Origin of the sequence: Acidovorax sp. 1608163 (assembly GCF_003669015.1) — a bacterium.
Lineage (GTDB): Bacteria > Pseudomonadota > Gammaproteobacteria > Burkholderiales > Burkholderiaceae_C > Acidovorax.
Window position 1 is genome coordinate 1,122,821 of sequence record NZ_CP033069.1, and the last position, 12,410, is coordinate 1,135,230.

Annotated in this window: 11 protein-coding genes; 4 read left to right on the top strand and 7 right to left on the bottom strand. The window is 66.4% G+C overall.

Translation table 11 applies throughout. The annotated features are described in order from the left end of the window. Nucleotides 1-206: 206 nt before the first annotated feature. Complete coding sequence (locus EAG14_RS05080) at nucleotides 207-638, top strand: Hsp20/alpha crystallin family protein (RefSeq protein WP_099656364.1); 432 nt, start codon at nucleotides 207-209, stop codon at nucleotides 636-638. 192 nt (nucleotides 639-830) lie between these two features. On the opposite strand, the gene EAG14_RS05085 is transcribed toward EAG14_RS05080, so the two are convergent. The 6 genes from EAG14_RS05085 to gdhA all read right to left on the bottom strand — a co-directional run bounded on the left by EAG14_RS05085 (nucleotide 831) and on the right by gdhA (nucleotide 7,457). Next, nucleotides 831-1,526: an ABC transporter ATP-binding protein gene (locus EAG14_RS05085; protein WP_371414400.1), complete on the bottom strand. Its 696-nt coding sequence runs from the start codon at nucleotides 1,524-1,526 to the stop codon at nucleotides 831-833. Between the two features lie 41 nt (nucleotides 1,527-1,567). Beyond that, nucleotides 1,568-2,587, bottom strand: a complete 1,020-nt coding sequence (gene miaA, locus EAG14_RS05090; RefSeq protein WP_121730306.1) for a tRNA (adenosine(37)-N6)-dimethylallyltransferase MiaA — start codon at nucleotides 2,585-2,587, stop codon at nucleotides 1,568-1,570. Next, entirely contained in the window at nucleotides 2,577-3,830 is a 1,254-nt protein-coding gene (locus EAG14_RS05095) for a multidrug effflux MFS transporter (RefSeq protein WP_121728253.1), read from the bottom strand. Before EAG14_RS05095 ends, miaA begins: the two co-directional genes overlap by 11 nt. 68 nt (nucleotides 3,831-3,898) lie before the next feature. Further along, nucleotides 3,899-4,738, bottom strand: a complete 840-nt coding sequence (locus tag EAG14_RS05100) for an alpha/beta hydrolase (protein ID WP_121728254.1) — start codon at nucleotides 4,736-4,738, stop codon at nucleotides 3,899-3,901. A 70-nt stretch (nucleotides 4,739-4,808) separates the two neighbouring features. After that, entirely contained in the window at nucleotides 4,809-5,942 is a 1,134-nt protein-coding gene (locus EAG14_RS05105; protein WP_099656360.1) for a PilT/PilU family type 4a pilus ATPase, read from the bottom strand. A gap of 171 nt (nucleotides 5,943-6,113) precedes the next feature. After that, a complete protein-coding gene (gene gdhA, locus EAG14_RS05110; protein WP_121730307.1) occupies nucleotides 6,114-7,457 on the bottom strand; it encodes an NADP-specific glutamate dehydrogenase in 1,344 nt (447 codons plus the stop codon). A 267-nt stretch (nucleotides 7,458-7,724) separates the two neighbouring features. Between gdhA and EAG14_RS05115 the strand changes: the two genes are divergently transcribed. Further along, nucleotides 7,725-8,936: a glycerophosphodiester phosphodiesterase gene (locus tag EAG14_RS05115; RefSeq protein WP_233194988.1), complete on the top strand. Its 1,212-nt coding sequence runs from the start codon at nucleotides 7,725-7,727 to the stop codon at nucleotides 8,934-8,936. A 97-nt stretch (nucleotides 8,937-9,033) separates the two neighbouring features. Here the strand turns inward: EAG14_RS05115 and EAG14_RS05120 are convergent, their stop codons facing one another. Then, nucleotides 9,034-10,023, bottom strand: a complete 990-nt coding sequence (locus EAG14_RS05120) for a LysR family transcriptional regulator (protein WP_240456944.1) — start codon at nucleotides 10,021-10,023, stop codon at nucleotides 9,034-9,036. Nucleotides 10,024-10,135: 112 nt separating this feature from the next. On the opposite strand from EAG14_RS05120, the gene EAG14_RS05125 reads away from it, so the two are divergent. Both EAG14_RS05125 and EAG14_RS05130 read left to right on the top strand, forming a co-directional pair. Further along, nucleotides 10,136-11,347, top strand: coding sequence for a M20 aminoacylase family protein (locus tag EAG14_RS05125; protein ID WP_121728255.1), 1,212 nt, complete (start codon nucleotides 10,136-10,138; stop codon nucleotides 11,345-11,347). A gap of 36 nt (nucleotides 11,348-11,383) precedes the next feature. Further along, nucleotides 11,384-12,403 carry a tripartite tricarboxylate transporter substrate binding protein gene (locus EAG14_RS05130; protein ID WP_121728256.1) on the top strand — a complete coding sequence of 340 codons (1,020 nt, stop codon included), beginning with the start codon at nucleotides 11,384-11,386 and terminating at the stop codon, nucleotides 12,401-12,403. Nucleotides 12,404-12,410: the final 7 nt, after the last annotated feature.

Genomic DNA, 12,410 nt, shown 5'->3' on the forward strand with positions numbered 1-12,410 from the left:
GCGGGGGCCATTTGAGAAGGATCAAAAGCCTTCTCGCTACCTCTTGAAATGGTGGAGGGCGCGCCGTAATTTGCGAGAGGTGAGTGCGTGAAGGCGTGCCGTGATCTTTGGGATGCCTTGCTGCACTCTGTGGTCTGGCACGCATGCGGGGCTCAGCCCATGCGCCAGGAGGTTTGTTTCACTGACTTTCTTCAAGGAGCATCACCATGAGTTCTCTGATTCCCCGTGGCGGCAGTTTGCTGGACGAGTTCTTCAAAGATGTGGCGCCGGGCTTTTACGTGCGCCCGCTGCACGGCGACGGCCTGCCCTCGCCTGCACAGATCAAAGTGGATGTGAAAGAGTCAGACGGCGGCTACACCGTGCACGCCGAGGTGCCCGGCGTGGCCAAGGAGGACATCCATGTCTCGCTCGAAGGCAACGTAGTGAGTCTGCGTGCCGAGGTGCGCCAGCACGATGCGCAAAAGGATGGCGAAAAGCTGCTGCGGTCTGAGCGTTACTTTGGCTCGGTGGCCCGCAGCTTTGCACTGCCTGCTGACGTGGACGCCAGCCAGGCCAAGGCCAAGTACGACAACGGGGTGTTGACGCTGACCCTGCCCAAGAAGCAGGCGAGCAACGCGCAGCGGCTGCATATTGAGTGAGGGCGGGTGGTGTGAGGGCCCTGGCTTCGGCGGACTCAGCCTGAACGGGTAGGTTGCTGTGTAGGTCGGGTTAGCGCAGCGTAACCCGACGCCCATACGGCTGAACGCGGTGTGCCCTGTGGGTGTCGGGTTACGCTCTTTTGGGCTAACCCGACCTACGGGGTCTGGGGGGGTTTACCAGCTTCGGCTGGCTCAGCCCACCATGCCGCTGGCCGTCAGCCGCAGCACCCGGTCGGCCCGGGCTGCGGCGGCATCGGAGTGCGTGACCAGCACCAGCGATGCGCCGTGCTCGCGGGTCTGGGCCAGCAGCAGGTCCATGACCAACGCCGCCGTGGTGGGGTCGAGGTTGCCCGTGGGCTCGTCGGCCAGCAGCAGGCCGGGGCGGTGCACCAGGGCGCGGGCAATGGCCACGCGCTGCAGTTGCCCGCCGCTCAATTGCTGCGGCAGGCGGTTGCCCAGCGTGCCCAGGCCCACGGCATCGAGCATGCGCTGCACGCGGGCGGGGTCGGCTTGGCCCAGCAGCATCAGCGGCAGGGCCACGTTCTGCGCCACGTCCAGGTGCGGCAGCACGTGGAAGGCCTGGAACACAAAGCCCACATGGGCGCGCCGCCACAGGGCGCGGGCGGTGTCGTCCAGGTCCGCCAGGCGGGTGTGGGTGCCGCCCTGGGCGGTGTAGGTGATGTTGCCTTCGTCCCATTGGTCCAGCCCGGCCAGGCAGTTGAGCAGGGTGGACTTGCCCACGCCCGAATCGCCCACGATGGCCACAAACTCACCGGGCGCCACGCTGAAGTCCACCTGCGAGAACACCGGCGTGCTGCCGTAGTGCTTGCCCAGGTGTTGCACGCGCAGGGTGGCGGGGGTGGTGTCGCTAGCGGTGTGGGCCATCATGGGGTGTGTGGCGCGTGGCGTTGACGCTGGCGCGCAGGCCGTCAAGCGGCGGCGGGGTTGGGGTTGGTGGACTGGGGCTGGTCAAGCCGCTGCAGCACGGCCTGCACCAGGGAGGCCACGGCGGTGGGGTGGTCGCAGGCGATGGCGTGGCGCTCGGGCATGCTGCGCAGCCAGGTCACCTGGCGCTTGGCCAGCTGGCGCGTGGCAACGATGCCGCGCTCGCGGAAGTGGGCGATGTTCAGCGGCGCGTCGGGGCCTTTGCGGGCCTGGTAGTCCAGCTCGTCCCACGCTTGGCGGTAGCCCACGCAGCGCATCGATGGCAGGTCGGCATGCAGGTCGCCGCGTGCGCGCAGGGCGCGCACCTCGTCCATAAAGCCTGCGGCCAGCATGGCGTCAAACCGCTGGGCTATGCGCTCGTGCAGCCAGGCACGGTTGTCGGGTTCTAAAGAAAAAAGGGCTGTAGCGCTTGCTGCGCTTGCGCTGGCAGCTCCTTTTTTTGTAGTGTGAAAGCTCGACAGCGGCTGGCCCGACACATGCCACACCTCCAGCGCACGCTGGATGCGCTGGCTGTCGCCCGGCGCCAGGCGCGCGGCGGTGGTGGGGTCTACCTTGGCCAGCTCGGCGTGCATGCCGGGCCAGCCAATGGCCTGGGCCTGGGCTTCGAGCTGGGCGCGCACCTCGGGGTCGGCGGCGGGCATGTCGTCAATGCCGTCGATCAGCGCCTTGAAGTACAGCATGGTGCCGCCCACCAGCAGGGGCAGGGCACCGCGTGCGCGGATCTCGGCGATGAGGCGGGTGGCGTCTTGCACAAACTCGGCGGCGCTGTAGGCCTGCAGCGGGTCGCGGATGTCGATGAGGTGGTGGGGCACGGCGGCACGCTCTGCCGCCGTGGGCTTGGCGGTGCCAATGTCCATGCCCCGATAGACCAGGGCCGAGTCCACGCTGATGATCTCGACCGGCATGCGCCGCCCCAGCACCGCTGCCAGTGCCAGTGCCCCAGCGGTTTTGCCCGAGGCGGTGGGGCCTGCCAGCGCAATGTTGGGCAGGTGTTCAGGCAGCATGTCGCGGTTCTCCAAATTTTTGTACCAAAGTCCAGGACGTGGCGCCCAGCACCACCGACCAAAACAGCACGCCGTAGATCAGCGGCCAGATGGTGCCGTTGAGGTGGGCGCCAATCCAGCCGCCCGTGGCAAAGGCGGCGATCATCATCACAAAACCATTGAGGGCCGAGGCCACACCCGCCGCCTGCGGAAACGGCCCGACCGAGCCCGTTTGCCCGCAGGGCTGGTGGATGCCGTGGCCCAGCATGAACAGGTAAAACGGCGCCAGCAGTGCCACTGGCTGGTGCCAGCCCGCCAGTGCCACCAGTGCCATGCCGCAGCCCCCCAGCAGGCTCATGCCCCCGGCCACCGCCACGGTGCGGCGCAGCCCCAGGCGCGCGAGCAGATAGCGGCACAAGAAGGTGCCCACAAAATACGCCGCGCTGGTGGACAGCAGCATCCAGCCATATTCGGTGCGCGTGAGCTGCAGCACCTCGATGAACACAAACGACGATGCGGCCAAAAAGGTGAACAGCCCGCCATAGGTGGCGCTGGTGAGCAGCGAAAACGCCCAGAACGTGGGGTGCCCCAGCACCTGCCGCCAGGTGCGCAGCAGGGTGGCGGGCTGCAGTGCCTGCGGGTTTTTGTGCTGCACGGTTTCGGGCATGCGCAGGGCCACCAGGGCCAGCGTGCCCACGGCGTAGGCCGTGAGGGCCAGCAGCGCGGCGCGCCAGCCCAGCCACTGCGCCAGCATGCCGCCCAGAGGCGCGCACAGGCAGGCCACCACGCCCAGCCCCGTCAGGGCTTTGGACATGGCGCGTGCCCCGGTCAGCGGCGTGTACAGGTCGCGCACGATGGCGCGGGCGCACATCACCACCGCGCCCATGGCCGCGCCTTGCAGCACGCGCCACACGATCAACATGCCCATGCTGGGCGCCAGGGCGCTGGCCACCGAGGCGGCGGTGTAAATGCCCAGGCCTGCCAGCAGCACCGGGCGGCGGCCAAAGCGGTCAGACAGTGGGCCCCACACCAGTTGCGAGCAGCCAAAGGCCAGCAGCAGCGCGCTCAGCGTGAGCTGGCCTGCGGCCACAGCGGCCCCCAGGTCGCGGGTGAGGGCGGGCAGCGCGGGCAGGTACAGGTCGGTGGTGACGGGCTGGATGCTCAGCAGCAGGGCCAGCACCAGAATGGCCAGGCCGGGTGTGGGCGAAGGCGGTGTGGCAGGCGTGAGCGGCGCAGCGCCTGCGGTGGCAGAAGGGGCAGACATAACCGGCTGAGGGTACCAGATGGGGAGGCTGGAGAGCCCCTCTGCGCAAGGGTGGATGCCCGCTGGATTCAGGGGGCTTTGATCTGAAACAGCGAGGCCAGCGCCTGCCGGTATTGCCCCTGGCCCACGGCGTTGGTGTTGTGGTGCGAGCCGCCTTCGACCAGGATGAACTGTTTGGGCTCCTGGGCGGCTTCAAACAGCTTGCGGCCCAGGGCGGGCTGGATGAGGGTGTCCTCGCTGCCGTGCACCACCAGCAGGGGCGAGCCAATGTCTGCCACCTTGCGCACCGATTCAAAGCGCTGGGTGATGAGGGGCGACACCGGCAGCCAGCCCCAACGGAAGGTGCTCACCACATCGGCGATGCTGGTGAAGGTGCCCTCCACCAGGGTGCCCCGTTCGTCGTCCACACTGCGGGCCAGCTCGATGGCGATGGCGCCGCCCAGCGAGTGGCCGAAGATGTAGCGGGGCGCATCGGGGTGCTGTTGCGCCAGCCACTGCCAAGCGGCGCGGGCGTCTTCGGCGGCGGTCACCTCAGAGGGCAGACCTGCGCTGCTTTTGCCAAAGCCCCGGTAGTCAATCGCCAGCACCGAAAAGCCCAGCTCGTGCATGCGCCGGATGCGGCCGGACGAGCCCGCCACGTTCCAGCGTGCACCGTGCAGGTACAGCAGCACGGGGGCGCCGGCGCGCGGCTGCGGCATCCACAGGCTGTGCAGGCGCTCGGCCCGGCCAGTGGTGGCCGACTGGAATTCGATCCACACGTCCTGCATGTCTTCGGTGGACTGGGCGCCGCCCCAGCTGCGGTCGCTGGGCTGGAAGATCCATTCGCGCTGCTTGGCGTCCAGCGTGGCGCAACCAGCGGTGATGGCCACGGCGGCGGCAAGGGCGATGAAGAGGGGCGTGCGTCTCATGAAAGCGACTGAGTCGGCCCGGGGGCAGAAAGTTCTGCCACGAAGGTTCTCAGGATCAGGCCGCAACGTATCAAAAATGCTGTGACGCCCGGTGCTGGGGCGATGTGGGCTCAATGGTCAAATCCCCGGCATCCGAGGTATTTACCCCTGCCGCCAGGCGCACGCGCAGCGCCAGGTCGGTGCGCGAGTCGGCGTTGTGCAGGGCCTCATCCAGCGCAATGCGGCCTTCGGTGTAGAGCTTGTACAGCGCCTGGTCAAAGGTGCACATGCCAATTTCGGTGCTGTGGCCCATGGCCTCCTTGATGCCCGAGAACTCGCCCTTGCCGATCAGGTCGGCAATGTAGGGCGAGGTGAGCATGACCTCGACCGCAGGCACCAGCTTTTCTTGCAGGCCGGGGATGAGCCGCTGCGACACCACGCCCGCCAGGTTCAGGCTCAGGTCCATCAGCAGTTGGTGGTGTGCGTCTTCCGGGAAGAAGTTGATCACCCGCTCCATGGCCTGGTTGGCGTTGTTGGCGTGTAGGGTCGACAGACACAGGTGCCCGGTCTCGGCATAGGCAATGGCCTGCTTCATGGTGTTGCGGTCGCGGATCTCGCCAATCATGATCACGTCGGGCGCCTCGCGCAGAGCGTTCTTGAGGGCCTCTTCGTACGACTGGGTGTCAATGCCGACCTCGCGCTGGTCGACCACCGAGAGCTTGTGCGAGTGCAGAAACTCCAGCGGGTCTTCGATGGTGAGGATGTGGCCCGTGGTGTTCTCGTTGCGGAAGTTGAGCATGGACGCCAGCGTGGTGGACTTGCCCGAGCCCGTGGCGCCCGTCACCAGCACCAGCCCGCGCTTGAGCATGACCAGCTTCTCCAGCACCGGGGGCAGGCCCAGTGCGGCCAGCGGCGGGATTTTGTTCTTGATATAGCGCACCACCATGCCGGTCTCGCCGCGCTGCACAAACACATTCACCCGAAAGCGCCCCAGGTTCTCGGCCGAGATGGACAGGTTCATCTCCTGCTTGGCCTCGAACTCGCTGATCTGGCGCTCGTTCATGATCGAGTACGCCAGCTGCTTGACCTGGCCCGGCAACAGCGCGGGCATCTTGAGCGGGTGGGTGATGCCCTCGATCTTCACGTTAACGGGCGCGCCCACGCTGAAGAACAGGTCCGAGCCCGCCTTCTCGACCATGAGGTTCAGGAAGTTGAAGATTTCCATGCGCTGTGTTCCTTCACGGGTTGCACCGCCGGGGCCTTGAAGGTGTTCTTGGCCTCAGGCGGGAGACTGTCGGCCAGCATACTGGCATTGGAGTGGTCGGCCAAATGAAAAAAGGGGGCTTGGAACAGGTTCCTGTAGCCCCCTTGCTTGGCGGCCCTGAGGGCCTGCGCCTTACACCACGCCCTGGGCCAGCATGGCGTCGGCCACCTTCACAAAGCCTGCCACGTTGGCGCCGTCGATGTAGCTCACGCTGCCATCGGCGCGCTGGCCGTAGCGCAGGCAGGCGGTGTGAATGCCCTGCATGATCTGCAGCAGGCGGGCGTCCACTTCTTCGCGCGGCCACGACAGGCGGGCCGCGTTCTGGCTCATCTCCAGGCCTGAGGTGGCCACGCCGCCTGCGTTGCTGGCCTTGCCGGGCGCATACAGCACGCCTGCGGCTTCAAAGGCCTTGGCCGCTTCGATGGTCGAGGGCATGTTGGCGCCTTCGGCCACGCACAGCACGCCGTTTTGGATGAGCAGCTTGGCGTCGTGGGCGTCCAGCTCATTTTGGGTGGCGCAGGGCAGGGCCACATCCACCTTCACATGCCAGGGGCGCACACCCGCTTCAAACTTCACTCCCGTACGCTCTGCGTAGTCGCTCACGCGGCCATAGTGGTGGTTCTTCACGTCCATCAAGATGGCCAGCTTCTCGGGGGTGAAGCCGTCTTCGTCCACGATGGTGCCGCTCGAATCCGACACCGTGATCACCTTGGCGCCCAGCTCCATGGCCTTTTCCACTGCGTATTGCGCCACATTGCCCGAGCCAGAGACGGACACGCGCAGCCCATCAAACGAGCGGCCACGGGTTTTGAGCATTTCTTGCGCAAAGTACACCGTGCCGTAGCCCGTGGCCTCGGGGCGGATCAGTGAGCCGCCAAACGACAGGCCCTTGCCGGTGAACACGCTGGCCGCGTTGTTGGCCAGCTTTTTGTACATGCCTGCCATGAAGCCCACCTCGCGGCCGCCCACGCCGATGTCGCCTGCGGGCACATCGGTGTCGGGGCCCACATGGCGGTACAGCTCGGTCACAAAGGCCTGGCAAAACCGCATCACCTCGCCCGCGCTCTTGCCCTTGGGGTCAAAGTCGCTGCCGCCCTTGCCGCCGCCCATGGGCAGGGTGGTCAGTGCGTTCTTGAAGGTCTGCTCAAACGCCAAAAACTTCAGCACCGACAGGTTCACCGAGGGGTGAAAACGCAGCCCGCCCTTGTAGGGGCCAATCGCCATGCTGTGCTGGATGCGGTAGCCCCGGTTGACCTGCACGCTGCCGTGGTCGTCCACCCACGACACGCGAAACATCACCGTGCGCTCGGGCTCCACCAGGCGCTCCAGCAGGCCGTGCTCAGCGTAGCGGGGGTTCTTCTGGATGAAAGGCCACAGGCTTTCCATCACCTCTGTGACAGCTTGCAGAAACTCGGGCTGACCCGGATTGCGAAGAGAGACCTGGGAGAGGAAGCTGTCCACGGATTCGTATTTCATGTCGGAAAAGGCTTTCTGCATCAAAACAACAGGCAAGGCGCTGCGCACCAAATTATGTCAAACCGTCATAAGGTAATGCACAAACTTGGTGATTCGATAGGCCAATTGCATTGTTTTGGTGCTTTTGTCTTCTGTTTTTGCTCTGTTTTGGTGCTTTGATGCTGTGGGTATGTCTGGCACATGACACGGCTGGCACACCGTCATGGCGCTGTCACAAGGCGGGCCCACAGTGCGCCGCTGGGATCACATACAACGAGGAGAACCGCAATGCACACCTATATCGATCGCATTTCCAAAGACATTGCCCGGGGCATTCCCCATGGCATTCGGCCCGCTGCGCTGGCCCTGGCCGCCGCGCTGGCCCTGGCGGCCTGCGGCGGCAACGACAGCCCCAGCTACCCCACACTCAATGGCGAAACCCCGCTGGTGATTGGCCACCGGGGCACGGCCGGTTACCGGCCTGATCACACGCTGGAGGGCTACAAGCTCGCCATCGACATGGGCGCCGACTTCATCGAACCCGACCTGGTCGCCACCAAGGACGGCGTGCTGGTCGCCCGCCACGAGCCCAACATCACGGGCACCACCGATGTCTCCACCCGCGCTGAATTTGCCAGCCGCAAGACCAAGAAGGTGGTCGACGGTGTGGAGGAAGAAGGCTGGTTTGTTTCGGATTTCACCCTGGCCGAAATCAAGACCCTGCGCGCCGTGCAGCCCCTGTCGGACCGCGACCAGTCGTACAACGGCAAATTCTCGATTCCGACCCTGGAAGAAGTGCTGGACCTGGCCAAGACCGAAGGCGCCAAAGCGGGCCGCACCGTGGGCGTGTACCCTGAGACCAAGCACCCCACCTTCCACGCCAAGCTGGGCCTGCCGCTGGAAGACCGCCTGCTCACCATCCTGGCCAAATATGGCTACACCACCAAGGCTTCGCCAGTGATCGTGCAGTCGTTTGAGGTGTCCAACCTCAAGTACCTGCGCACCAAGACACAAATCCGCCTGGTGCAACTGGTCGATGCCGATGATGTGAACCCCAATGGCACCATGTCGCTGGTGGCCCCGTACGACAAGCCCTACGACTTTGCGGTGGCCGGTGATGCCCGCACCTTCGCCAGCCTGCTCACCCCCGCAGGCCTCAAGGAAGTCAAGACCTACGCTGACGGCATTGGCCCCTGGAAGCCGTACCTGATCCCCTCCAAGCAAGTGGACGCCAACAACGATGGCAAGGCCGACGACCTGAACGGCGACGGCAAGATCGACGAGCGTGACCGCGTGATGATGCCCGCCACCTCGGTGGTGAAGGATGCCCACGCCGCCGGCCTGTTTGTGCACGCCTACACCTTCCGCAACGAAGCCAAGCGCCTGGCCTCGGACTTCAAGGGCGACCCCAAGGCCGAGTACAAGCTGTTCTTCAACCTGGGGGTGGACGGCGTGTTCAGCGACTTTGCCGACACGGCCAAGGCGGCGCGGGACAACTGATACCGGGCACCGGATGAGCGCGTGCCGCAGCGCGGCACGCAGCACCAACGGCCATGCAAGCCCATCGCCTGCATGGCCGTTGTGTTTGAGCAGGTTCCTAATCCAGCACGTCGATCGAGCGGAAAACCCGCTGCAACTGCGGGTCGGCCGTGTGCTGGCAGGCATGCACCTGTTGCAGCAGGTGCGCCACAAACCGCTGCGCTGCAAAGGGCAGGGGGCCGTGGCCGCGCTGTAGCACCCCGGCGGTGTGGGGCTCAAAGGGTTCCTGCAGCCGCAGCGGCGTGATGCGGCCGTGGGGGCCTTCGGTCTCTATCAGCGGCCAGGGGCAAAACGACACCATGTCGCTGTGCGCCACCAGGTGCAGCAGCAGCGATGCCGAGTGCACCAGGTGGATGCGCCGGGTGGGCACCGCGATGCCGTGCCGCAAAAACAGCTTTTCGAAAATGGCGCTTTCTTCGCTGGGCGTGTAGTTCAGCAGCCAGTCGCAGTCGTGCAAATCGTGCAGCGACCGTGCTTGCACCAACGGGTGCCTGGTGCGCGCCACCACGGCCGCCTCGTAGCGAAACAGCGGCGTGGCATGCAGGTCTTGTGCGGCGCTGCCAGTGGGCACGCGGCCAATCAGCAGGTCAATGCTGCCCTCGCGCAGGCGGGGCAGGGCCACGGCCGACAGGCCTTCAAACAGCTCCAGCCGCACCTGGGGCAGCTCGGCACGGAAGCTGGCCAGCACGGGGGGTAGCAGGCTGTGGGCAATCCATGGGGTGACGGCCACAGACAGGCGGATGTGGGCCTGTGGGTCGCGCAGCGCGGCCATCTCGGCCTCGGCTTGCTCCAGCTGGCCGGTAACGAGCTGGGCGTGCCGCAGCAGCACTTGCCCCGCAGCCGTGAGCACCATGCCACTGCTGTGGCGCTGGAACAGGGGCAGACGGTGGGCCTCTTCCAGCTCGCGCAGGCCCTGGGTCACGGCGGCTTGCGTCACGCCCAGGGTGCGCGCTGCGGCCCGCACGCTGCCGTACTCGGCCAGCGCCACCAGGTAGCGGATCTGGTGCAGCTTCATCGACAGGTGAGGGGGCGTGCGCGCGGCGTCCATGCCTGGGATGATGCACTTTCTGTGCCTTGGGTCTGCAGGGGCATGGCGCAGCTTGTCGGGCCAAGCAATGCTGGTCTTCTGCCGCTGCCAGGCGCTGCCTAGACTGCGCCGCATGACCCAAGACCTTTTGCAAACCGCCGTGCTGCCCGGCATCCGCGCGCTGGAGACCGAGATGGTGGCCCTGCGCCACCACATCCACGCCCACCCCGAGCTGGCTTTTGAAGAATTTGCCACCAGCGACCTGGTGGCCGAGCGCCTGACCGCCTGGGGCTACGAGGTGCACCGGGGCCTGGGCGGCACGGGCGTGGTGGGCACGCTGCGTGTGGGCCAGGGCAGCAAGCGCCTGGGCCTGCGGGCCGACATGGACGCGCTGCCCATCCACGAGGCCACGGGCCTGCCCTACGCCAGCCGCCACGCGGGCAAGATGCACGCCTGCGGGCACGATGGGCACACCGCCACGCTGCTGGCCGCAGCGCGCCACCTGGCCCAGACGCGGTCTTTTGATGGCACGCTGCACCTGATCTTCCAGCCCGCCGAAGAGGGCCTGGGCGGGGGGCGCAAGATGGTGGAAGACGGCCTGTTTCAGCTGTTTCCGTGCGATGCCATCTTTGCGCTGCACAACATGCCGGGCTTCCCCGCAGGGCAGTTTGGCTTCATGCCAGGCTCGTTCATGGCGTCGTCTGACACCGTCATTATCAAGGTGCGCGGCAAGGGCGGGCACGGCTCGGCGCCCCATTTGTCGTGGGACCCGGTCGTGGCCTCGGCCCATTTGATTCTGGCGCTGCAAACCGTGGTGTCGCGCAATGTGGATCCGCGCGACATGGCCGTGGTCACCGTGGGCGCCATCCATGCGGGCGATGCGCCCAACGTGATTCCGAACGAAGTGGAACTGCGCCTGTCGGTGCGCGCCTACCGGCCCGAGGTGCGCCAGCAGCTGCGTGAGCGCATCACCGCGCTGGCCCATGCCCAGGCCGCTGCGCTGGGGGCCGAGGCCGAGGTGGAGTACCGCTGGCGCTACCCCGCGCTGGTCAACGACCCCGCCTGCACCGCCATCGCCCGCCAGGTGGTGGTGGACTGGCTTGGGGAGGAGGCCCTCATCCCCAAACTGCAACCCCTGACGGGCAGTGAAGACTTCTCTTTCATGCTCGAAGCCTGCCCGGGCAGCTACCTCATCGTGGGCAACGGCGTGGGCGAGACGCATGGCACGGGCGGCTGCATGGTGCACAACCCGGGCTACGACTTCAATGACCGCATCCTGCCCGTGGCGGCTTCGTACTGGGTGCAGCTCACCGAGCACTTCCTGGCGGCCAACGCGGCGGCCTGACGCTCTTTTTCATCCCCTCTTCTGCGAGCCACGACCATGAACGATTTCCTCACCTCTGCCGACGCACTCCATGGCACCTCTTCATCCCGCCGTGACGTGCTGCGCGCGCTGGCTGCCCTGGGCACCGCCGGGCTGGCCCTGCCGGGGCATGCGCAGGCCTACCCCTCCAAGCCCATCAAGCTGGTGGTGGGCTACCCCGCCGGGGGCTCGGTGGACCTGATTGGCCGCGTGCTGGCCGATGCCATGGCCCCGCGCATCAAGGCCACGGCCGTGGTGGACAACCAGGGCGGCGCTGCGGGCGCGATTGCCGCGCAGCGCGTGGCCACCTCCGCGCCCGATGGGTACACGCTGCTGGTCGGCTCCAGCAACGAACTGGTGGGCACGCGCATGGTCAACCCCGCGCAGCGCTACGACGGGCTCAAGGACTTCACCCCCATCGGCATGATGGCCACCGCCCCGGTGGTGCTCACGGCGGCGCCGCACACGGGCATCAAGTCCATCCCTGAGCTGCTGGATCTGCTGCGGCGCAACCCGGGCAAATACAGCTACGGCAGCTCGGGCGTGGGCTCCACGCTGCACTTTGCGGGCGAGCTGTTCAAGCAAAAGGCGGGCGTGTACATGACGCACATTCCCTACCGGGGCGTGGCGCCGCTCACCAGCGACCTGGCCGGTGGCAGCCTGGACTTTGCCGTGCTGTCGCCCAGCTCGGCCATGCCCTTCATCCGCAGCGGCCGCATCACCGCGCTGGCCGTGAGCAGCACCCAGCGCCTGGGCAGCCTGCCCCAGGTGCCCGCGATGACGGAGTTTGCGCCCCTCAAGGGCTATGAGCTGGTGGGCTGGTACGCCCTGATGGCCCCCAAGGGCCTGCCCGCCGACGTGACCGCGCTGTTGGCGAGCCACCTGCAAGCCACGCTGCAAGACCCCGCCGTGCGCAAGAAACTGGAAGACGCCGGCATGGTGCTGGCCACTGGGCGCGAAGACATCGGCCGCTTCATGGCCGAAGAGAGCGGCAAGTACGAGAAGCTGGCGGCCTTCGCGAAGATGCGCGAATCCTGAGCTGGCT